The organism is Burkholderia latens (assembly GCF_001718795.1).
In the GTDB taxonomy this organism is placed as follows: domain Bacteria; phylum Pseudomonadota; class Gammaproteobacteria; order Burkholderiales; family Burkholderiaceae; genus Burkholderia; species Burkholderia latens_A.
The window spans coordinates 2,416,791-2,438,023 of record NZ_CP013435.1; the positions used below are offsets into that span (position 1 = coordinate 2,416,791).

Here is a 21,233-nt window from a genome sequence, read left to right on the forward strand (position 1 = left end):
TCCATGGATATCCGCAAACTGCAGCGCGTGATCGTCGACGCTCTCGAAGACATCAAGGCGCAAGACATCAAGGTGTTCAACACCAGCCACCTGACCGAACTGTTCGACCGCGTGATCGTCGCGTCGGGCACGTCGAACCGGCAGACCAAGGCGCTCGCGTCCAGCGTGCGCGACAAGGTCAAGGAAGCCGGCGGCGACATCGTCAGCTCCGAGGGCGAAGACACCGGCGAATGGGTGCTGGTCGATTGCGGCGACGCGGTCGTGCACATCCTGCAGCCGGCGCTGCGCCAGTACTACAACCTCGAGGAAATCTGGGGCGACAAGCCCGTGCGGATGAAGCTCGGCGGCGGCAAGGGCCCGAACGGCGCCGCCACGGCCGGCGACGACGAGGAAGAAGCCCCCGCCCGCCCGGCGCGCAAGACGGCGGCCCGTCGCCGCTGAGCCGCCGCGAGTCGTTCCGATGAAGCTTTTCATCCTCGCGGTCGGCCACAAAATGCCCGGCTGGATCGCGTCCGGCTTCGACGAATACACGAAGCGGATGCCGCCCGAGCTGCGCATCGAGCTGCGTGAGATCAAGCCCGAACTGCGTTCGGGCAGCCGCAGCGCGGAAAGCGTGATGGCGGCCGAGCGGCAGAAGATCGACGCTGCGCTGCCGAAGGGCGCGCGCATCGTGGCCCTCGACGAGCGCGGCCGCGACTGGACCACGATGCAGCTCGCGCAGGCGCTGCCCGGCTGGCAGCAGGACGGTCGCGACGTCGCGTTCGTGATCGGCGGCGCCGACGGCCTCGATCCGGAGCTCAAGGCGCGCGCCGACCTGTTGCTGCGCATCTCCAGCATGACGCTGCCGCACGGGATGGTCCGCGTGCTGCTTGCCGAACAGCTTTACCGGGCGTGGAGCATCACGCAGAATCACCCCTATCATCGCGCATGACGCGTCGCCCTCGGGACGCGCGCCGCGCGCGCTCAACGAGATAACGACACCATGCCGTCCAGCACCCCGTCCGCACTTTTTCCGGCCCCGCTTTTCCAGACCCTTTACCTCGCCTCGCAAAGTCCGCGCCGCCAGGAGCTGCTGCAGCAGATCGGCGTGCGCTTCGAACTGCTGCTGCCGCGCCCGGACGAGGATGCCGAGGCACTCGAAGCCGAGCTGCCCGGCGAAGCCGCCGATGCATACGTACGCCGCGTGACCGTCCTGAAGGCCGAGGCCGCGCGTGCGCGCCTTGTGGCGAGCGGCAAGCCGGCCGCGCCGGTGCTGGTCGCGGACACCACGGTCACGATCGACGGGAAGATTCTCGGCAAGCCGGCCGATGCCGACGAGGCACTCGCGATGCTGACGCGCCTCGCCGGCCGCGAACACGAGGTGCTGACGGCCGTCGCAGTCATCGGCGCGGACGGCGAACTCCTGCCGCCCGCCCTGTCGCGCTCGTCGGTGCGCGTTTGCGCCGCATCGCGCGACGCGTTCGCGCGCTACGTGGACACCGGCGAGCCGTTCGGCAAGGCCGGCGCATACGCGATCCAGGGCCGCGCGGCCGAGTTCATCGAGCGAATCGACGGCTCCCATTCGGGTATCATGGGTCTGCCCCTTTTTGAGACTGCCGCGCTGCTGCGCGCCGCGCGCGTCGCCTTCTGAATCCCACCATGAACGAAGAAATCCTGATCAACCTCACGCCGCAGGAAACGCGGGTCGCACTCGTGCAGCAAGGCGCGGTGCAGGAGCTTCACGTCGAGCGCACGCTGTCGCGCGGGCGGGTCGGCAACATCTACCTCGGCAAGGTCGTGCGCGTGCTGCCCGGCATGCAATCGGCGTTCATCGACATCGGCCTCGAACGCGCGGCGTTCCTGCACGTCGCGGACATCTGGCATCCGCGCCTCGCGGGCGAGCCGCAGTCGGGCGCGCCGCACCAGCCGATCGAGAAGACCGTGTTCGAAGGCCAGACACTGATGGTCCAGGTGATCAAGGATCCGATCGGCACGAAGGGCGCGCGGCTGTCGACGCAGGTCAGCATCGCGGGCCGCACGCTCGTGTACCTGCCGCAGGAGCCGCACATCGGCATCTCGCAGAAGATCGAGAGCGAAGCCGAGCGCGAGGCCGTGCGTGCGCGGCTGACCGCCGTGATCCCACCGGACGAGAAAGGCGGCTACATCGTGCGCACGATCGCCGAGGATGCGACGTCCGACGAACTGGCCGGCGACGTCGCGTACCTGCGCAAGACCTGGGCGACGATCGTCGCGCAGGCGCAGCGGATGCCGGCGACGAGCCTGCTGTATCAGGATCTCGACCTCGCGCAGCGCGTGCTGCGCGACTTCGCGAACGACGACACCACACGCATCCAGGTCGACTCGCGCGAAACCTACCAGCGCCTCGCGGAATTCGCGGCCGAGTTCACGCCGGCGGTGAGCCCGAAGCTGCATCACTACACCGGCGAGCGGCCGCTGTTCGATCTGTACAACATCGAGACGGAGATCCAGCGTGCGCTGTCGCGCCGCGTCGATCTGAAGTCCGGCGGCTATCTGATGATCGACCAGACCGAGGCGATGACGACGATCGACGTGAATACCGGCGGCTACGTCGGCGCGCGCAATTTCGACGACACGATCTTCAAGACCAACCTCGAGGCCGCGCACACGATCGCGCGGCAACTGCGGCTGCGCAACCTCGGCGGGATCATCATCATCGACTTCATCGACATGGAGAACGCCGAGCATCGCGACGCGGTGCTGTCCGAGCTGAAGAAGGCGCTGTCGCGCGACCGCACGCGCGTGACGGTCAACGGCTTTTCGCAGTTGGGGCTCGTGGAGATGACCCGCAAGCGCACGCGCGAATCGCTCGCGCACGTGCTGTGCGAACCCTGCCCGACCTGCCAGGGCAAGGGCCAGGTGAAGACGTCGCGCACCGTCTGCTACGACATCCTGCGCGAGATCCTGCGCGAGTCGCGCCAGTTCAATCCGCGCGAATTCCGCGTAATCGCCGCGCAGCAGGTGATCGACCTGTTCCTCGACGAGGAATCGCAGCATCTCGCGATGCTGATCGACTTCATCGGCAAGCCTGTGTCGCTACAGGTCGAGTCGAATCTGAGCCAGGAGCAATACGATATCGTGCTGATGTAACGCTCTGAGCCGACCGCCGCCGGCCCCGCCGCGCGGCGTCCAATGCGGCGCCCGCCGCCGCTTCCTTCCCCCTTCCCGTTCGTCACACACCATGAGCAAACGCCACAACCGCCGCCAGCGCAAGAAACTCCACATCGCCGAGTTCCAGGAACTCGCGTTCAACGCGACCGCGCAGTACCGCAACGAGCTGTCCGACCTCGAGCGCGGTCAGCTGATCGACGCGTTCATCGATTTCGTCGAAGCCAACGGGCTGTTGACAGTCGCATCCGCCGACGAAGGCATTGGCGCGTACGTGATCTCCGGCGCCCCGCGCGGCACGACGACCGACGCCGACCGCGAGGCCGTGCGCGCATGGCTCGCCGCACGTCCGGAGCTGACCGACGTCCAGGTCAGCGAATTCAGCGACGCGTGGTATCCGGACGCCTGACGTTCCGCTTGCTCCGCGCCTCATGCGGCGCCCGCTCCGTCGTCGACGGCCGGGCGCCGTGTTCTTTGGAGCCGCCGCCGACGCAGTTTCGGCGGTCGATCCTCGCCATTTGCCCGCCACCCCTCGCCCATTCCTCCGCAGAAATCGGTCCTGAAAGGAAGACACGTTAAACTCTCACCTCGCGTGGTGCGCCGCCCGCACCCGCCATCCATCGCCAGCGCGAGCCTTCGGGCACGCCCCCGACCCATGGAGTGAGTGTCAATGAGCGGCGGACTTCCGTTTCCCGCATCCCGCATGCCGTTTCCGTCGTCGACGGTCTTCCTCGTTCTCGCAGCCGCTGCGCTGCTGTCCGGCTGCGGGCTGCTGCCGACGCAGAATCCGCCTGCCCCGATCAGCGAGGCGCTCGTCGAGCCCGTCGGTGAAACCGCAGGCGAACCGTTGACGATGCCGCCCGTGCCGCCGCTCGTGCAGCCGGAGGAACCCGAAGCGCCGAAAAAACCGCACCGCGAGGCGCCACGGCCGAAACCGGTGCAGCGCCCCGAATCGCCGACGCCGGCGCCGCCCCCACCGCCTCCGCTGATTGCGACGCGCCCGGTCGAGCGCAGCCAGATCCATGCGCTGCTCGACAGTGAAGTCGCGCGCCGCAACGGCAAGGTGATCGGTCGCGCGGTCGACATGGTCGTCGATGCGGGCGGCAAGCCGCGCGAGATGATCGTCAACCTGCAGGGCTTCATGGGCGTCGGCGACCGCAAGGTCAGCTTCCCGTGGAACGTGTTCCGCTTCACGCCGGGCGGCAAGCAGGAGCCGATCGTGCTCGACGTGCCGTCGGGCGAGCTGCCCCCGGCCGCTCGACCCAAGGCCGTGCCGTTGTCGGGTTCGGCCGCGGCGTCGCCCACGACGCGGCTGCCGATGCTCGACAGCGACATCGAGCGCCCGAACGGCACGAAGATCGGCCGCGTCGTCGACGTGCTGATCGACCGCGCCGCACAGCCGCAGGCCGTCGTGCTCGACCTCGGCGGGCTCGTCAATACCGACCGCCGTTCGATTGCCGCGAGCTGGGGCGCGCTGCGCTTCGTCACGCGCGACAAGGCGCTGCATCCGCAGCTCGACCTGAACGACGCGCAGATCAAGGCCGCCCCGCCCTATGCGGCCGACAAGCCGATCGTCGTGGTCTCGCCCCCGGTTTCCGCCGCCGCGCCGGCTTCGTCTGCGAGTGCTGCCCGATGACGATCAAGCATTCCGTCAGCGTTCGCAGTCTCCGCGCTCTCGACTGGCTCAACTTCTTCGTTGCAAACGTTCAAACCGGCTTCGGTCCGTTCATCGCGTCCTACCTCGCATCGCACAAGTGGACGCAGGGCGAGATCGGCATGGTGCTGTCGATCGGCACGATCAGCGCGATGGTCAGTCAGGTGCCGGGCGGCGCCGCCGTTGACGCGCTCAAGAACAAGAAAGGCGCGGCCGCATGGGCGATCGCCGCGATCATCCTGTCCGCGGTGCTGCTCGCATCGAGCCCGACGATCGTGCCGGTGATCGCGGCCGAGGTGTTTCACGGCTTCGCGAGCTGCATGCTCGTGCCGGCGATGGCCGCGATCTCGTTCTCGCTCGTGGGCCGCGCGGATCTCGGCGACCGGCTCGGCCGCAACGCGCGCTGGGCATCGATCGGCAGTGCCGTCGCTGCGGGGCTGATGGGACTCACCGGCGAGTATTTCTCCGCGCGCGCGGTGTTCTGGCTGACCGCCGTGCTCGCATTGCCCGCGCTGTTCGCGCTCGCGATGATCCAGCCGACGCACGAAGTGATCCCGCATGCGCAGAAGCCGGACGACCGCGACGATCACGACGAAGGCGAGGAACGCGAAACGCTGATCGAACTGCTGCGCGATCGCCGGATGCTGACCTTCGCGGCGTGCGTCGTGCTGTTCCACCTGTCGAACGCGGCGATGCTCAACCTCGCGGCCGGCGAAGTAACGGCCGGAATGGGCGAGAACGTGCAACTCGTGATCGCCGCGTGCATCATCGTGCCGCAGGCGATCGTGGCAATGCTGTCGCCATGGGTCGGCCGCTCAGCGCAACGCTGGGGGCGCCGGCCGATCCTGCTGCTCGGCTTCTCGGCGCTGCCGGTGCGTGCGCTGCTGTTCGCCGGCGTCAGCAGCCCGTACCTGCTGGTACCGGTGCAAATGCTCGATGGCATCAGCGCGGCGGTGTTCGGCGTCATGCTGCCGCTCATTGCGGCCGACGTCGCGGCCGGCAAGGGGCGCTACAACCTGTGCATCGGGCTGTTCGGTCTGTCGGCCGGGATCGGCGCGACGCTCAGCACGGCCGTGGCCGGCTACGTCGCCGATCACTTCGGCAACGCGGTCAGCTTCTTCGGGCTCGCCGCCGCCGGTGCGCTTGCGGTGCTGCTGGTCTGGCTTGCGATGCCGGAAACGCGCGTCGAGAATGGCGACGCGACTGCCGGCGAGCCGGCCGCCGCGCCGTCGGAGCAGACGCACTGACGCACTCGCACGCCGCATCCGCCTGAGGTCACGCAGACGATGGACACGATCAGGACCCTCAACGAAGCCCGCCAGCAGATCCAGCAATCGATCTTCGATCTGTTCAAGGGGCTCACCTTCGGCGAACGGCTCGCGCAAGGCGCGCTGATGGCGTTGCAGGCCGTCTGCGGCGCGTGTCTCGCGTACGCGATCGGCCGCGCCCTGCACACCGAGCAAGCCGTGTGGGCGGCGATCACCGCGATCGCCGTCACGCAGCACAACTACTCGGACACGATGTCGCTGTCGCGCGATCAGTTCATCGGCGCGATGATCGGCGGCCTCGTCGGCTTCGCGGGCGCGGCGCTCGGCGGCGATCGCGTCGTTGCGTATGCGATTGCGGTCGCAGTTGCGATCGTCGCGTGCTGGTGTCTGAACGTCGGCAGCGCGGCACGGCTCGGCGGCGTGACCGCAACGATCGTGCTGCTGTTCCCGGGCAACGGCCCCCTGTGGGACATTCCGCTGATGCGGCTCGCGGAAGTGGCGCTCGGCACCGTGTGCGCGCTCGGCGTGTGCTGGCTGATGTCGCGGATCGAGCGATGCTGGTACCGGCGGGCGGCGGACCATCGCAAGGACGCGAATACCTGACGCGGTTGCCGGACGCAAGCCCGGCAACCGGATGAACCGAGGATCCGTGGCGAAAGCGTTACGGACCGACGCGCAGCACGATGCCCGAGCCGATCTGCACGAGCAGATAGTCGCCGCCCACGCCGACCCAGTGATAGCCGCGCGGCGGCGGGCTCAGGTGATAGCCGCGCCAGTCGTCGACCACGTACTGGCGATCGCGGAATTCGTCGGGCAGGCGGTCGCCCTTGTGCCAGTCTCGGCGCGGCTGGTCGGCCCAGCGCGGCGGCACGTCGTCGTCGCGATGCATCGCGTGGCCCGGCGGCATGTGCTTCGGGCCATGGCCGCGGTGCATGCCCGGGCCGCCGTGATCGTCGTCGTTGCCATGCCCCTGCGCCATCGCGGCCGGTGCCGCGACCGTCGCGGCGAGCAGCGCGGCCAGCATCATCCCGTGCATCTTCCTCATCGTTCTTCCCTCCGTGTTGTCACGTCGAATCGGAAACAACTGGACTGCACGATCAAGCCTAGCACACGCGCGTGGCGCAGCGTCAGGCCGCCTGCTGCTGGTACTGGATCCGGTGGAGGTGTGCGTACAGCCCGCCGTGGCGAAGCAGTTCGTCGTGGCTGCCCTCTTCGACGATCTTGCCGGCCTCGAGCACGAGGATCCGGTCCGCACGCTCGATGGTCGACAGCCGGTGCGCAATCACGAGCGTCGTGCGCCCTTCCATCAACCGCTCGAGCGCGGCCTGCACGTGACGCTCGGATTCCGAATCGAGCGCCGAGGTCGCCTCGTCGAGGATCAGGATCGGCGCGTCCTTGTAGATCGCGCGCGCGATCGCGAGCCGCTGGCGCTGGCCGCCCGACAGGCGCATTCCGTTGCCGCCCACCACCGTGTCGAGCCCGTCCGGCATTGCAGCGACCGCATCGGCGAGGTTCGCGGCCTCGAGCGCCGCCTGCACGCGGGCCCGATCGGGCGTCTGCCCGTATGCAACGTTCGCGGCGATCGTATCGTTGAACAGCACGACATCCTGGCTGACCATCGCCATCTGTGCGCGCAGCGCGTGGATGTCGTAGTCGGCCACCGGCACGCCGTCGACCAGGATCGCGCCGCCGGTGGGATCGAAGAAGCGCGGCAGCAGGTTCACGAGCGTCGTCTTGCCGCTGCCTGACGGGCCCGCGAGGGCGATCATCTCGCCCGGTGCGACTTTGAACGAAATACGGTCGAGTGTCGGACGCTCGGATGCGCCATAGTCGAACGATACGTCGCGGAACTCGATCTCGCCGCGTGCGCGCGGCAGCGCGCGGCCGCCGCCCTGCGGCTCGGCCGGTTCGTCGATCAGGCCGAAGATCAGCTCGGCGGCGGTCACCGCACGCTGCAGCGGCTGATTCACGTCGATCAAGTGCTTGAGCGGTGAAATGATCAGCAGCATCGACGTGACGAACGCGACGAAGCCGCCTACCGTGGTCTGATCGTGCTTCGACTGCACGACCGCAACCGTGATCACGATCGCAAGCGCGATCGACGCGAGAAACTGCGTCAAAGGTTGCGCGAGGCCGCCGGCAACGGTCATCCTCATCGCATAGCCGCGCAGGCGTTTGGCCATTTCGCTGAAGCGCGAGATTTCGTATGGCTCGCCGTTATACACCTTGACGACCTTGTAGCCGGCGACGGCCTCCTCAACGACGTACGAAAGGTCGTTGGTGAGCATCTGCTGATCGCGCCCGAGCCTGCGCAGACGCCGATTGATCTTGCTGACGAGCCAGCCGATGCCCGGCAGGATCACGGCAATGATCAGCGTGAGCCGCCAATTCAGATAGAACAAGTAGCCCAGCAGGAACACGACGGTCAGCGAGTCGCGCACCAGTGTGACCATCACGCTGACCAACACGTTCAGGATCTGATTGACCTCGAACACGATCGCGTTGATCACCGTGCTCGCCGTTTCACGCTGAAAAAAGGATGCGCTGGTGTTGACCATCCGGGAAAACATGTCAAGGCGCATCTGCAGCAGGATCCGGTTCGACACGTAGGCGAGCAGATACTGCGATGCGTACTGCGCCGCGCCGCGCACGAACGCAAGGCTGATCACGGCGATCGGCACGAACCATACCGCCTGATGACTTCCGTTGCTGCCGAAACCATGATCGAGGAGCGGTTTGAGCAGGGCCGGAATGCCGGCGTCGGTCGCCGAACTGATCGCCATCGCCAGCACGCCGAGCAGCAGCACGCCCACCAGCGGACGAACGTAGACCCACAGCCGCTTGCCGACCGCGGAGGTTTGCGTATGTCCGTCGCCGACTGGCCTTCTGAGGCCTGTTTGGTGCTTGCTCAAGACGATCCTTTGATCCGAATGGGACGAGCCCGGGATGGTTTGTTAAACGGAGCGAATTATAAGGCTCGCGGCTCCTCCAGCTCGAACGCGCGCCGGATCTGCGCGATGAATACGTCAGCTTCCTGATGAATCATCTGCCGATATGGCTCGAATTCGGCCGAACAGCGAGCGAAATCGTCAAAAATCGTACCGATGACCTGGCCGAACTGCTCGACGAATCCGCTCGCCTTTGGGTCGAGCTTGTACGTGTCCGGTATCGGCACATCCACCGGGTTGCCGGCGGAGCCGTGCCGGGCCGTGACCACGCAGCAGCCGTGCACGGCCGCCTCGCGCGGCAGCCGGTCCCGGCCCGGATGGTGCCCGAAGTCGATATAGACCTTGGCGGCGCAAAACGCATCGGCAAGTTGCTCGCGGTTCAGGCCGCGCAACGGCTTGAATTGCCACTGCGGGTATGCACGCATCAGGCGCTCGGTAGTCGCCCGTCCCTTGCTCGGGTTGTACAGAATCACGTCGTCGTGCCGAGCGGCGGCCAGGCGCCGCGGCAACGCCGCCAGATAATCGGGCGAGGTGTAAACCGGGATCGAATCAGTCAGCGGCAGCACGGAAAAACCACGTGCCGCAAGATATGACTGCGCGTGATGGCTTTGGGCGAAGTGCTTCAGATGCCGTAATGCACCAATTCCACCCAACGGCCGCTTGCCCTTGATCCACGCCTTGAAATAGCGGAAGCGGTCACGCAGCGGGTTTCCGTAGCGCACGCATGTGTAATTGTTCAACGACATCCACCAAATCGCCGCGTCGGCGTGTCGGACGTGCAGCGCGTCGGTCGGCATGATCTCGGGAAACACGACGAGTTCGCCGGGATTGTCCGCATACGCCTCCACCGGCGCCGCGTACTTGCGATACGGTTCGGGCGTTTCGAATGTTCGGCTGAAAGGACTGTACACAATCGCTGCCGGCTGGCCCAACCGGTTCAATTCGGCGACGAGCTGATGCAGCGCCTCGGGGCCGGCCGTCATCGCGCCGCCCGGGCAAACGACCCTGATTTTGGTATACCGATTCATCCTCTTGCAGCCCCGTTCAGCGGGTGCGCGTCGCGCCGCCGCGTATCTTCGCCCGCCAAAGCCTGCGCACCAAGGCACGCGATCATCAGACCATAGAACGACGCGGTATATTTAAGTGTGAACATTTCAAAACCGATACTCATCACCATCACGCAGATGATATAAATCAGGCCCAGTCGGCTCGCCTGCTTGACGGAAGCGTTGGCAGCATGGCACCTCCGCGCGAAGAACACGAGCGGAATCAGGAATTGGCACAGCACCGCAACACCGCCCGCCACGCCTGAGCGCAGCAGGTTCGCCAAGAGTTCGTTATGCGGGCCATGCTCGATCGCGATCGCCTGCGATGGGGGCGCAATCGACGTGATCCACGGCTGGTTCAGCAATGCCAGATAGCCGGTATCGCCGTAGCCGCCCCACGGGCGATGCTTGAACAGTTCCCACGACATGTGCCACATCGTCAGCCGCAAGCCAGCCGACGTGTCGCGCTGCGTACCAGTCAGCCATTGGCGTATTTCGTCGTAACCGCTCACCAGGCGCGCGGCTATTTCTTGATTGAGCACAAGCACGGCAACCAGTGCGGCGAAACCAGCCAGAAGCCACCACAGTCTGACGGAGCGCCGGTTCAGCCACAGCGACAGCGCAAATACGACCGGTATCACATACCAGGCGGTGCGCGTTCCGGAACCGATGATCAGCGCGATGCCAACCAGCACGCCAACCGACTGCCACGCAACCAGCAGCTTGCCGGCACGTTCGGACGTAACGCGGATGGAAAACAAGCAAAAGCCGGTCAGCACCAGCCCATAAACCCCGAAGGTGTCCGTATCGACAAAATACGTCGCATAGCGGCCGCCCCACTGCCGGGAGGCCGTCGGATCGAGCCACACTTCGATTAGCATCGCGAACAAAGCGAGCGGCGCCGCATAGCCGACGATACGAGCGAAGTCGACACGGCGTTGATAGCAATGCAGAAGAATCGGAATCGCGAGCAACATCCGCATGGGCGCATCAAACGCCTTCAGCACCCATTCTTGCCGAAACAGCTGCCCGATCCCGAGCGCGACGATCGGCGCGGCCAAGGCGACCATCAAAGGTGCGAAGCGGCGCCATTGACCGCGCGCTTCGGCCCACCATGCCGGGCCGTGCAGCACGGCCAGCAGCGACATGACGAAGAGCGCGGTATTGGTCGCGCCACGCCAGCTCAAATATCCGGCTACACCCAGTCCGGCTGCCAGCACGGTCGCGAGGTCCACCAACCGGCGACGGGGTGCGAAGTCGTGCTGCGGCCCCTCTCGGCGCGAAGCGCCAGGCAGCAGACGATCAAACAACATGCTCATTGATTTCGGATATCGCGGAATTATTGCGTGAAATTGCCAACCGGAGAATAGCACACGGACTTCGGGGCGACGAATCGGCACCGGGGCACGCCGCGCGCCCGTGGAGCCAGCGTCGTGCCGAGTACCGAAATTGGCACGCTCGTCCCCGCAGCCTTGAGCACGCAGGCATCGCCCATATCGGCGCTTGCTATACTTGCGCGAGTTGCATCGATCCTCCAGCCCCGCCCGACCCACCCCTCACGTCTCATGAGCGACCGTTTCGCCGCCCCCACTCTCAGCGCCATCGTAATCACCAAGAATGAGGCTCGTGATATCGGTGCGTGTCTCGCATCGCTGCGCCCCTGGGTCGACGAGATCGTCGTGTTCGACTCCGGCAGCACCGACGGCACGCAGGCGATCTGCCGCGAGTACGGCGCGATCGTTCACGAAACCGACTGGCCGGGTTTCGGCGTGCAAAAACAGCGCGCGCTGGACCAGGCTCGCGGAAAATGGGTGCTTTCGATCGATGCCGACGAGCGCGTTCCACCCGAGCTGAGGGACGAGATTCTCGCTTGCATTGCGTCGCCGCGTGCCGAGCTCTACGATCTCCCGCGGCGGTCCAATTATTGCGGCACCTGGATTCGCCACAGCGGCTGGAATCCCGATTACGTGCGGCGCCTGTTCATGCGCGGCCGTGCGCGCTTCTCCGACGATCTCGTTCACGAGCGCGTAGTGGGCGACGACGGCGCGCGGAGCGCACGGCTTGCTGCCCCGCTGCTCCATTACACGTACCGCGATTTTTCGGAAGTGCTGGGCAAGATCGACAGCTATTCGAGCTATGGCGCCGCGCAGAAGGTGGCGCGCGGCAAATCCGGCGGTCTGCGCCACGCGATATTGCATGGCCTGTGGACGTTCATCCGTACCTACGTGATCAAGCTTGGCTTTCTCGACGGCAAAATGGGTTTCATTCTCGCCGTATCGAATGCCGAGGCTTCGTACTATCGCTATCTGAAAATGATGTTGCTCGCCGACGAACGCGACAATCACCCGCAAACCTGAACATGAGCCGCCCAAAGATCTACGATTGTTTCTGCTATTTCAACGAGGACATGTTGCTCGAGCTGCGGCTCGAAACGCTGTGGGACCACGTCGACTACTTTGTGATTTCGGAGGCCGTCTACACGCAGACGGGCAACCCTAAACCGCTGAATTTCGACATCGACAAATTTGCCAAATACCGCGACAAGATTCGGTACCTGGTGGTCGATCATTTTGCACCGGGCGCGCGTAGCGCCTGGACGAACGAGAACTATCAGCGGAACTATCTGATTCACGGGCTGCACGACGCACAACCTGATGATTGGATCCTGGTGTCGGACCTCGACGAAATTCCGCACCCGGCCTCGATTCGCACGTACGATCCGCGCTACCGCCGCGGTGATTTTCAGCAGCACGCATATGCGTATTTCCTGAACAATCAGTTGGTGGAGAAAGACGGCCGGCCCGCGATCTGGACAGGGTCGAAGATCACGACCATGCGCCAGGTCGAACGGTTTTTCGGCAACATCAACGCAGTCCGTTCATACAAATCGTCCGGACCGCTGCGCTCGCTGCGTCGCGCCTGGTTCCGGCGCTTCGAAGTACAGCGTTTGACGCCGGGCGGCTGGCATTTCACATGGGTGCTGCCGCCGGAGAAAATCTTGCTCAAAATGGAGAGCATTGCCGAGCAGGAGTTCGTGCGCGACGAGTTCAAGGATCTGGCATATATCGACACGCAGATCCACGCCGGTCGAGACCTGCTCAATCCGAACAGCCGCTACGTCGCGCAAGCGCCCGATGCCGACCGCTTCCCCCCTTACCTCGCCGCGCACAGTGAACGTTACGCGCGATGGCTGAGGCCGCTCTGAGCGGCCCCGAACATACTTCAGACGCTGCTCTTGTCGGTTGATCGAGCGTCGCGCTCCGCAAACGGGGCGAACTGCAGTTGGCCGGGAAGGTTCGGCTCCCACGCATCTAGATCGAGGGTGGGGTAACGACCGAACGCATACATCAGGCGCTTCAGGCGGCTCTTCAAGCTCGGCACCGGCACGTTTGGCAGCGCGTCGCGCGGCATGCCGGCGCCGTCGCGCATGTACTTCTTCTTGAATTCGCGTGGAGAGATGCCCCACTTCATCAGGAATTCGCGCCCGCCGCGATTGCGCCTGATGCGTCCGGTGCTCCGGCAGCTAAAGTGATAGATGCGGCTGTCGCCGACGATCCGGAACACGCGGCAGCCGACCAGCCACAGCTTGATCAGGAAATCGTCGTCGCTGCTCATGCCGGGCCCGAACTCGATGCTGTAGCCGCCGACGCGATGCCACAGCTCGCGGCTCACGAGCGTAGGCTGGGATGCGACACCGTCGCGATCGACGCTCTTCAGCTGCCTGGCATGGGCAAGCAAGCCGGCTTCGTCGAAGGTCTCGGGGCCGGTGCCGAATGCGCCTACCGAGACAAGGTCATTCCCCGTCTGCGTCGGCTCGATCAGATGCGACGACAAGTACGCGCACGAGTGATCGAGTCCGCGCAGCGCCGTTTCGAATGCGAGATCCCAGCCCGGCGTGCAGAACATGTCGTCGTTCATGAAGACGATCCAGTCGCGTGTCGCGAGCCTCGCCACATCATTCAGCGCGATGCACACGCCGACGTTCCCCCTGCTCCACGTATGGGCGATGCCTTGTTCGCGCACCCAGTCGAGCGTGCCGTCACTGCCGTCGTTGACATGCACGACGATCTCGTGCTCGTAGGCCGAATGCCGCCGAATACTGTCGACACACAGTTTCAGATAAGGCAGGTTGTTCCAGGTTGGAATCAGGATGCTAAACATGCTTGTTTTCTCTCGCTATTGAATCGACGCGCACCAGCGCCGTGGCCACGGGCACGTTCAGCAATTCGCCGGCGGCCCGAATCACGCGGGTCGCGCTGAGCGTGGTGAGGCATTCGCTGCTGCTCTCCACGTGTTGCTCACACCCTTCCTTCAGACACGGGACGCAATTGCCTTCGCCTTGAAGCAGATAGACGTTTCCTTGTCGCGCCGTCCCCTTGCGCTGCCAGGGGTTGACTGTCGCAGCCCATGCGGCAGGCAATGGCCCCCAGCGCACGGGATCGGACGGGCCGAACAGCGCGAGCGTCGGCGTACCGGTCGCCGCCGCGATATGCGTGGCGCTCGTATCGGGGCCCACGTACAGACGCGCCCGTCGAATCATCTCCGCGCATTCCGCCAACGAAAGTTGTCCGACCCGATTCAGCACGAAGCCCGGAAGACGGGCGGCGATATGTTCCGCATATTCGCGCTCAGCCGCTGCGGGGCCGCCACTCAATGCGACCGCGAACCCTTGGGCATGCAACCACGTAGCGAGCTCGACCCAACCATCGACGTGCCACAACTTGTACGCGAACATCGGGTACGGATGCAGCACGACGTACGGCCGCCCCAGCAGTTCGTCCGCGCCGTCAAAACGCTGTTCGTACCGCGCAACTGCCGCGGCGTCGCTGCCTACGGCAGGCGGCACCACGTGCGGGACGGGCGTGATGCCGATCGCGCGCGCCAATGACAGAACACTATTGACGGTGTGAAGATCTCCGTCGTCAATGACATGACGGTCGAGCATCCAGCGATTGAACCACGTGACCCGCTCACGCGCCAACAGACCGATGCGTTTTCGGCCGGCGAACCAGCTGTAGAACCGCGCGCGATCCGAACTGATCGCGGCGCATGCCAGATCATAGCGGCGCCAGATCCGCGCAGCATCTGCGAAACGCTCGCCGATACGGGCACGTTGCGCGACCGTGATTACGCGGCGGATATCCGGATTGTTTTCGAGCACACCCTCGGTACCGCGAAACACCAGCATGTCGATCTGCGCCGCGGGCCAGCGCTCCTTCAGCGAGCGCACGAGGGGTGTCGTCAGCAGCACGTCGCCGATGCGTCGCGTGCAGACGACCAGTATTGTGCGTGGAGGGCGGTCCGTGGGAAACAGGTGCAAAACTTGATTCATAAATCGGCTGAGCCTCGTTGGTCTCCGGTGGCTATCGGATCGGCATACTCAGCGCGTTCAGTACGTAATCTCGACGACGCTGCCGTCGAACGCCGCGCGCAGCTCCGCGAGCAGCGTGTCGCTCGGTTTCACGCGCCATGCGTCGCCGAGCCGCATTTCGCCCTGCGCGCGCGCGTTGCTGTAGTGGATCTGGACCGCGAGCCCGTTCGGCAGCGGCGCCTGCGGGCGGCGGCCTCCGTCGCGGCCGCCGCCGCGCGGCGCGGGCGCATCGAATGCCGGCGCGGCCGCCGGGTCGTCCTTCGACACGTGCGGCTCGAGCACGCGGCGCAGCGCCGCCGCATCGGCATTGCCGTTCATCGTGAGCCGAACCGCCTGCGCGTAGCGGCTGCGTGCACGTTCGAGGTCCATCACCGTGTCGGCCGTGAAGCGGATGCCGCCGGTAAACGCGTCGTTGCGCGCCTGCCCCTGCACGATCAGCAGCTCGTCTTCCTTGAACAGCGCCTTGTTCGCGTCGAACTGTTCGCTGAAGATCGTGATCTCGCACTGGCCCGACCCGTCGTCGAGCAACGCGATCAGCATCTTGCCGCGCTGCGTCATCTGCGTGCGCAGCGACGCGATGATGCCGGCGACGAGCTTGTCGCGGCCTTCCTTCAGGTCGCCGAGCTTCTGCCGCACGAACCGGCGCACTTCGTCGCGATACGCGTCGAACAGGTGGCCGGACAGGTAGAAGCCGAGCGCGCCCTTCTCTTCCTGCAGCCGGCGCTTGTCGTCCCACGCGGGCTCGTCGACGAGCGCATGCGCGTGCGGCGACTCGGCGCCCATGTCGAACAGGCCGGCCTGCATCGCGTTCGCCGCGGCCTGCTCGGCCGCTTCCATCGCGAGCGGCACCGACGCGAGCATCTGCGCGCGGTTCGCATTCAGCGAATCGAATGCACCGGCGCGGATCAGCGCCTCCACCGTGCGGCGGTTGACGACCCGACGGTCGATGCGCTCGCAGAAGTCGAACAGGTCGGTGAACGGTTTTTCCTCGCGCGCGCGCAAGATTTCCTCGATCGCGTTCTGACCGCTGCCCTTCACCGCACCGAGGCCATAGCGGATCGTGCGCGAGCGCTTGCCGTCGGGTTCCGCGACCGGCTCGAACCGGTAGTGCGACTGGTTGATGTCCGGCGGCAGCACGACCAAGTTGTTCATCACGCAGTCGTCGAACAGGATCTTCACCTTGTCGGTGTCGTCCATCGCGAGCGTCATGTTGGCCGCCATGAATTCGGCCGGATGATGCGCCTTCAGCCATGCGGTGTAGTACGCAAGCAGTGCGTACGCGGCCGCGTGCGACTTGTTGAAGCCGTAGCCCGCGAACTTCTCCATCAGGTCGAAGATCTCGTCGGACTTCTCGCGCGAGAGACCGTTCTTCGCCGCACCCTCCGCGAAGATCTCCCGGTGCTTGACCATCTCCTCGGGCTTCTTCTTGCCCATCGCGCGGCGCAGCAGGTCGGCGCCGCCGAGCGAGTAGCCGCCGATGATCTGCGCCATCTGCATCACCTGCTCCTGATAGACCATGATCCCGTAGGTCTCTTTCAGGACGGGCTCGACGCGCGGATCCGGATACTCGACCTTCTCGCGCCCGTGCTTGCGTGCGCAGAAGCTCGGGATCAGGTCCATCGGGCCCGGACGATACAACGACACGAGCGCGATGATGTCCTCGAAACGGTCGGGCTGCGCGTCCTTCAGCATGCCCTGCATCCCGCGGCTTTCCAGCTGGAACACGGCGACCGTGTTCGCCTTCTTCAGGATCTGGAACGACGCGGGATCGTCGAGCGGCACCTGCGCGAGCGACCAGTCGGCCTTCGTCGGATCGAGGCGGCGGATGTAGCGCTCGGCCCAGTCGAGGATTGTCAGCGTCGTCAGACCCAGAAAGTCGAACTTCACGAGGCCGACGGCTTCGACGTCGTCCTTGTCGTACTGGCTGACAACGCCGCCTTCGTCGCCCTGCGTGTACAGCGGGCAGAAGTCGGTCAGCTTGCCGGGCGCGATCAGCACGCCGCCCGCATGCATCCCGACGTTACGCGTGAGGCCCTCGACGCGCTGCGCGAGGTCGAGCAACTGATGGACCTCGTCCTCGTTGTCGTAGCGCTCCTGCAGTTGCGGCTCTTCCTTCATCGCGTCGGCGATCGTCACGTGCTTGCCCGGCTTGAACGGGATCAGCTTCGCGACGCCGTCGGTGAACATGTAGCCGAGATCGAGCACGCGGCCGATGTCGCGCACGGCCGCCTTCGCGGCCATCGTGCCGAACGTGGCAATCTGAGACACGGCGTCCGCACCGTATTTTTCCTTCACGTACTGGATCACGCGATCGCGGCCGTGCTGGCAGAAGTCGATGTCGAAGTCGGGCATCGACACGCGTTCGGGATTCAGGAATCGCTCGAACAGCAGGTTGTAGCGCAGCGGGTCGAGATCGGTAATGCCGAGCGCATACGCGACCAGCGAGCCCGCACCCGAACCGCGGCCCGGGCCGACCGGCACGCCGTTGTTCTTCGCCCAGTTGATGAAGTCGGCCACGATCAGGAAGTAGCCAGGGAACCCCATTTTCGTGATGGTCCCGCACTCGAATTCGAGCCGCTTGTAATACGTGTCGCGCTGCGCGTCGCGCTCCGCCGCATCCGGATACAGCTGCTCGAGGCGCTTCTCGAGCCCCTCTTTCGACAACTGCACCAGATAGTCGTCGAGCGACATGCCGTCCGGCGTCGGGAACAGCGGCAGCTTCGGCTTGCCGAGCTCGAGTTTCAGGTTGCAGCGCTTCGCGATCTCGACCGTGTTCGCGACCGCCGACGGCAGGTCGGCGAACAGCGCGACCATCTCGTCCTGGGTGCGGAAATACTGATCGGTCGTGAAACGCTTCTGACGCCGCGGATTCGCGAGCATGTCGCCTTCCGAGATGCACACGCGCGCTTCGTGCGCGGTGTAATCGTCGTCGGTCATGAACTGCGTCGGATGCGTCGCGACGACCGGCAGCTTCAGCGACGCGGCGAGCGTCGCTGCTTGCTGGATATACGCCTCGGCGCCCGGTTGGCCGTAACGCTGCAACTCGATGTAGAAGCCGCCCGGAAACAGCTTCGACCAGCGCTGCGCATGACGGCGCGCGGCTTCCTCGTTGCCGGCGGCCAGCGCAAGCCCGATGTCGCCCTGCTGCGCGCCGGACAGCGCGAGCAGCCCCTGCGACAGCTCGCCGTCGAGCCAGCTCGCGTCGAGCTCCGCGCGCCCGCGGTACTGATTCGTGAGCCACGCCTTCGACAGCAGCTCGCACAGGTTCAGGTAGCCGACCTTGTCCTTCACCAGCAGCAGCAGCCGCGACGGTTTGTCGCGATCGTCCGGATTGGTGATCCAGACGTCGCAGCCTGCGATCGGCTTGATGCCCTTGCCGCGGGCTTCCTGGTAGAAACGGACGAGGCCGAACGCGTTGCCGAGATCGGTCAGGGCGAGCGCGCCCTGACCGTCCGCGGCCGCCGCCTTGACGATGTCGTCGAGACGCACGATGCCGTCGGCAATCGAGAATTCGGAGTGAACGCGAAGATGGACGAAGCGGGGATCTGACATGGGCGATATTGTAGCCGCGTCGTCGCGCCGGCTGCCCAAAAAATCCCCGCGCCCGGCCGTTCGGCCGATGCGCGCGACGTCGGCCGAACGGTCAGGTGCCGGCGCATGCGCAGTTTGCGGGATAATACGGGTTTTCGAATCATCGCCCCGGCTTCGCACCCTTTTTTGCGGGGCCGCCGTGCGCCAGGCGCACGGCCGCGGCCGTTTTCCCGTCGGACCATCATGACCATCGTCAACCTTGCCGCCTACCACTTCGTGTCGCTCGACGCGACCGAGCAATGGCGCCCGCTCGTCACCGCCCGCTGCAACGAACTCGGCCTGCGCGGCACGATCCTGCTCGCGCCGGAAGGCATCAACCTGTTCATCGCCGGCCCGCGCGAGGCGACCGACGCGTTCATCGACTACATCCGCCACGATCCGCTGTTCGAAGGCAAGTTCGCGACGCTGCAGTTCAAGGAGAGCCTGTCCGACTCGCAGCCGTTCCGCCGGATGCTCGTGCGCCTGAAGCGCGAGATCATCACGATGAAGAAGCCCGCGATCAAGCCGGAGCTCGGCCGTGCCCCGTCGGTCGACGCGCGCACGCTGAAGGCGTGGCTCGACCGCGGCCACGACGATGCCGGCCGCCCGGTCGTGATGCTCGACACGCGCAACGCATTCGAAGTGGACGTCGGCACGTTCGACGACGCGCTCGACTACCGGATCGACAAGTTCAGCGAGTTCCCGGAAGTGATCGACGCGAACCGCGCCGATCTCGAGGGCAAGACGGTCGTGTCGTTCTGCACGGGCGGCATCCGCTGCGAGAAGGCGGCGATCCACATGAAGGAAATCGGCATCGAGAACGTGTACCAGCTCGAGGGCGGGATCCTGAAGTATTTCGAGGAAGTCGGCGGCGCGCACTACCACGGCGACTGCTTCGTGTTCGACTACCGCACCGCGCTGAACCCGCAGCTGCAGCCGACCGCCAACGTCACGTGCTTCGCGTGCCGCGCGGTCGTCACGCCGGAAGCCCAGCAATCGCCGAGCTACGTGCCCGGCAAGTCGTGCCCGGCCTGCGCGCAGGCAGCCAGCGCCGCATAAGCGCGCGTCGCGTCGCGCCCCGATGAACGGCTACCGCGGCCGCTTCGCGCCGTCGCCCACCGGCCCGCTGCATTTCGGCTCGCTGGTCGGTGCGCTCGCGAGCTGGCTCGACGCGCGTGCGCATGGCGGCGCGTGGCTCGTGCGCATCGAGGACATCGACGGCCCGCGCACCGTGCCCGGCGCCGCCGACGACATCCTCGCGACGCTCGCACATTTCGGCATGACGCCCGACGAGCCGCCCGTGTGGCAAAGCACGCGCGACGCGCATTACACGGCCGCGCTCGAACGGCTCGCCGCCGCGCGGCTCGTCTATCCGTGCGGCTGCACACGCAAGGAAATCGCCGATTCGCTGCGCTCCGCGCACGAACGCCACACGACGCTCGCGTATCCGGGCACCTGCCGCAGCGGCCTGCACGGCAAGCCGCCGCGCGCGTGGCGGCTGCGGGTGCCGGACGGCGACGCCGCGGTCGTTGCGTTCGATGACCGCTGGCAGCACACGCAGGCGCAGAACCTCGCGACGGAGGTCGGCGATTTCGTGCTCAAGCGCGCAGACGGCCAATGGGCGTACCAGCTCGCGGTCGTCGTCGACGATGCCGACGCCGGCATCACGCACGTCGTGCGCGGCGCCGACCTGCTCGATTCGACCGCGCGCCAGATCTATCTGCAGCGCTGTCTCGGCGTGCCGACGCCCGAGTACCTGCACGTGCCCGTCGTCGTCGATGCGAACGGTGAAAAGCTCAGCAAGCAGACGGGCGCGCTCGCGCTCGAACGCGACGACGATCCCTTGCCGGCGCTGCGGGCCGCAGCCGCGCATCTCGGTCTCGCGACCGATGGGGACATATCGGGCGATACGATCGACGCGTTCCTGGCGGCCGCGATCGGCGCGTGGGCACGACGCTTCGGGCCGCGGGCCGCCTGAATCGGCTTGAACCCGCTCGACCGCTGCACCGCCGCCGCTGTCGCACACGCGCCGGTGCGTGCCGGCCGCCTCCTTGCCGCGCCGGCGAGCGTCGTCCGCGTTGAATCATCCCGCATGACCGCCCACTGGCAGCCACGGCGACCAGCGTGCCGGCGACGACGCCGTCGCGATGCCGCTCCAGGCATCGCAATCACCCGCATGGCACGCAATGACGCACCGCGCACGTCCTTCGAATCATCGCGCCCAATAAAAAACGGGCACATGCTCGTCAC

At 65.8% G+C, this 21,233-nt stretch carries 19 protein-coding genes; 12 read left to right on the top strand and 7 right to left on the bottom strand.

The annotated features are described in order from the left end of the window. The first annotated feature begins 3 nt into the window (after positions 1-3). The 8 genes from rsfS to WK25_RS11265 all read left to right on the top strand — a co-directional run bounded on the left by rsfS (position 4) and on the right by WK25_RS11265 (position 6,651). A complete protein-coding gene (gene rsfS, locus WK25_RS11230; RefSeq protein WP_069241595.1) occupies positions 4-441 on the top strand; it encodes a ribosome silencing factor in 438 nt (145 codons plus the stop codon). Positions 442-460: 19 nt separating this feature from the next. Then, positions 461-931, top strand: coding sequence for a 23S rRNA (pseudouridine(1915)-N(3))-methyltransferase RlmH (gene rlmH / locus WK25_RS11235; RefSeq protein WP_059546396.1), 471 nt, complete (start codon positions 461-463; stop codon positions 929-931). A 51-nt stretch (positions 932-982) separates the two neighbouring features. Further along, positions 983-1,630 (top strand): Maf family protein, encoded by a 648-nt coding sequence (locus WK25_RS11240; RefSeq protein ID WP_059546394.1) that lies wholly within the window; start codon positions 983-985, stop codon positions 1,628-1,630. A gap of 8 nt (positions 1,631-1,638) precedes the next feature. After that, the gene (gene rng, locus WK25_RS11245) at positions 1,639-3,108 is read left to right on the top strand and encodes a ribonuclease G (protein ID WP_040144718.1); all 1,470 of its coding nucleotides are present in this window, start codon (positions 1,639-1,641) and stop codon (positions 3,106-3,108) included. 91 nt (positions 3,109-3,199) lie between these two features. After that, positions 3,200-3,535: a YggL family protein gene (locus WK25_RS11250; protein ID WP_040144719.1), complete on the top strand. Its 336-nt coding sequence runs from the start codon at positions 3,200-3,202 to the stop codon at positions 3,533-3,535. 261 nt (positions 3,536-3,796) lie between these two features. Next, complete coding sequence (locus WK25_RS11255; protein WP_040144720.1) at positions 3,797-4,762, top strand: PRC-barrel domain-containing protein; 966 nt, start codon at positions 3,797-3,799, stop codon at positions 4,760-4,762. After that, the gene (locus WK25_RS11260) at positions 4,759-6,027 is read left to right on the top strand and encodes an MFS transporter (protein ID WP_040144721.1); all 1,269 of its coding nucleotides are present in this window, start codon (positions 4,759-4,761) and stop codon (positions 6,025-6,027) included. Before WK25_RS11255 ends, WK25_RS11260 begins: the two co-directional genes overlap by 4 nt. 39 nt (positions 6,028-6,066) lie before the next feature. Further along, entirely contained in the window at positions 6,067-6,651 is a 585-nt protein-coding gene (locus WK25_RS11265) for an FUSC family protein (protein WP_059546392.1), read from the top strand. A gap of 58 nt (positions 6,652-6,709) precedes the next feature. Here WK25_RS11265 and WK25_RS11270 read toward each other — a convergent pair whose 3' ends face one another. The 4 genes from WK25_RS11270 to WK25_RS11285 all read right to left on the bottom strand — a co-directional run bounded on the left by WK25_RS11270 (position 6,710) and on the right by WK25_RS11285 (position 11,361). Then, the gene (locus WK25_RS11270; RefSeq protein WP_040144723.1) at positions 6,710-7,093 is read right to left on the bottom strand and encodes an RcnB family protein; all 384 of its coding nucleotides are present in this window, start codon (positions 7,091-7,093) and stop codon (positions 6,710-6,712) included. 82 nt (positions 7,094-7,175) lie between these two features. Next, complete coding sequence (msbA, locus tag WK25_RS11275; protein WP_069241596.1) at positions 7,176-8,960, bottom strand: lipid A export permease/ATP-binding protein MsbA; 1,785 nt, start codon at positions 8,958-8,960, stop codon at positions 7,176-7,178. Positions 8,961-9,016: 56 nt separating this feature from the next. After that, on the bottom strand, positions 9,017-9,979 hold the full coding sequence (locus tag WK25_RS11280; RefSeq protein ID WP_226209214.1) for a hypothetical protein: 963 nt from the start codon (positions 9,977-9,979) through the stop codon (positions 9,017-9,019). A gap of 41 nt (positions 9,980-10,020) precedes the next feature. Further along, positions 10,021-11,361, bottom strand: coding sequence for an O-antigen ligase family protein (locus tag WK25_RS11285; RefSeq protein WP_069241597.1), 1,341 nt, complete (start codon positions 11,359-11,361; stop codon positions 10,021-10,023). Between the two features lie 246 nt (positions 11,362-11,607). Here WK25_RS11285 and WK25_RS11290 point away from each other — a divergent pair, with 246 nt between their 5' ends. Then, a complete protein-coding gene (locus WK25_RS11290; protein WP_059546385.1) occupies positions 11,608-12,399 on the top strand; it encodes a glycosyltransferase family 2 protein in 792 nt (263 codons plus the stop codon). Between the two features lie 2 nt (positions 12,400-12,401). Further along, positions 12,402-13,247, top strand: coding sequence for a beta-1,4-mannosyl-glycoprotein beta-1,4-N-acetylglucosaminyltransferase (locus WK25_RS11295; protein WP_040144728.1), 846 nt, complete (start codon positions 12,402-12,404; stop codon positions 13,245-13,247). Positions 13,248-13,264: 17 nt separating this feature from the next. Here WK25_RS11295 and WK25_RS11300 read toward each other — a convergent pair whose 3' ends face one another. From WK25_RS11300 to dnaE, 3 genes are read right to left on the bottom strand one after another with little or no spacing between them, the layout of a single operon-like run. Next, complete coding sequence (locus WK25_RS11300) at positions 13,265-14,203, bottom strand: glycosyltransferase family 2 protein (protein WP_040144729.1); 939 nt, start codon at positions 14,201-14,203, stop codon at positions 13,265-13,267. After that, the gene (locus tag WK25_RS11305) at positions 14,196-15,374 is read right to left on the bottom strand and encodes a glycosyltransferase family 9 protein (RefSeq protein ID WP_069241598.1); all 1,179 of its coding nucleotides are present in this window, start codon (positions 15,372-15,374) and stop codon (positions 14,196-14,198) included. The genes WK25_RS11300 and WK25_RS11305 overlap by 8 nt, the downstream gene beginning before the upstream one ends. A 57-nt stretch (positions 15,375-15,431) precedes the next feature. After that, on the bottom strand, positions 15,432-18,965 hold the full coding sequence (gene dnaE, locus WK25_RS11310; RefSeq protein WP_069241599.1) for a DNA polymerase III subunit alpha: 3,534 nt from the start codon (positions 18,963-18,965) through the stop codon (positions 15,432-15,434). Positions 18,966-19,187: 222 nt separating this feature from the next. On the opposite strand from dnaE, the gene WK25_RS11315 reads away from it, so the two are divergent. Both WK25_RS11315 and gluQRS read left to right on the top strand, forming a co-directional pair. Beyond that, complete coding sequence (locus WK25_RS11315) at positions 19,188-20,042, top strand: sulfurtransferase (protein ID WP_059502680.1); 855 nt, start codon at positions 19,188-19,190, stop codon at positions 20,040-20,042. A 22-nt stretch (positions 20,043-20,064) separates the two neighbouring features. Continuing rightward, entirely contained in the window at positions 20,065-20,961 is an 897-nt protein-coding gene (gene gluQRS, locus WK25_RS11320; RefSeq protein WP_069241600.1) for a tRNA glutamyl-Q(34) synthetase GluQRS, read from the top strand. Positions 20,962-21,233 lie beyond the last annotated feature (272 nt).

Coding starts and splice junctions, on each gene's coding strand:
- rsfS (WP_069241595.1), top strand. CDS start 4: ATGGATATCCGCAAACTGCAGCGCGTGATCGTCGACGCTCTCGAAGAC.
- rlmH (WP_059546396.1), top strand. CDS start 461: ATGAAGCTTTTCATCCTCGCGGTCGGCCACAAAATGCCCGGCTGGATC.
- WK25_RS11240 (WP_059546394.1), top strand. CDS start 983: ATGCCGTCCAGCACCCCGTCCGCACTTTTTCCGGCCCCGCTTTTCCAG.
- rng (WP_040144718.1), top strand. CDS start 1,639: ATGAACGAAGAAATCCTGATCAACCTCACGCCGCAGGAAACGCGGGTC.
- WK25_RS11250 (WP_040144719.1), top strand. CDS start 3,200: ATGAGCAAACGCCACAACCGCCGCCAGCGCAAGAAACTCCACATCGCC.
- WK25_RS11255 (WP_040144720.1), top strand. CDS start 3,797: ATGAGCGGCGGACTTCCGTTTCCCGCATCCCGCATGCCGTTTCCGTCG.
- WK25_RS11260 (WP_040144721.1), top strand. CDS start 4,759: ATGACGATCAAGCATTCCGTCAGCGTTCGCAGTCTCCGCGCTCTCGAC.
- WK25_RS11265 (WP_059546392.1), top strand. CDS start 6,067: ATGGACACGATCAGGACCCTCAACGAAGCCCGCCAGCAGATCCAGCAA.
- WK25_RS11270 (WP_040144723.1), bottom strand. CDS start 7,093: ATGAGGAAGATGCACGGGATGATGCTGGCCGCGCTGCTCGCCGCGACG.
- WK25_RS11280 (WP_226209214.1), bottom strand. CDS start 9,979: ATGACGGCCGGCCCCGAGGCGCTGCATCAGCTCGTCGCCGAATTGAAC.
- WK25_RS11285 (WP_069241597.1), bottom strand. CDS start 11,361: ATGAGCATGTTGTTTGATCGTCTGCTGCCTGGCGCTTCGCGCCGAGAG.
- WK25_RS11290 (WP_059546385.1), top strand. CDS start 11,608: ATGAGCGACCGTTTCGCCGCCCCCACTCTCAGCGCCATCGTAATCACC.
- WK25_RS11295 (WP_040144728.1), top strand. CDS start 12,402: ATGAGCCGCCCAAAGATCTACGATTGTTTCTGCTATTTCAACGAGGAC.
- WK25_RS11300 (WP_040144729.1), bottom strand. CDS start 14,203: ATGTTTAGCATCCTGATTCCAACCTGGAACAACCTGCCTTATCTGAAA.
- WK25_RS11305 (WP_069241598.1), bottom strand. CDS start 15,374: ATGAATCAAGTTTTGCACCTGTTTCCCACGGACCGCCCTCCACGCACA.
- dnaE (WP_069241599.1), bottom strand. CDS start 18,965: ATGTCAGATCCCCGCTTCGTCCATCTTCGCGTTCACTCCGAATTCTCG.
- WK25_RS11315 (WP_059502680.1), top strand. CDS start 19,188: ATGACCATCGTCAACCTTGCCGCCTACCACTTCGTGTCGCTCGACGCG.
- gluQRS (WP_069241600.1), top strand. CDS start 20,065: ATGAACGGCTACCGCGGCCGCTTCGCGCCGTCGCCCACCGGCCCGCTG.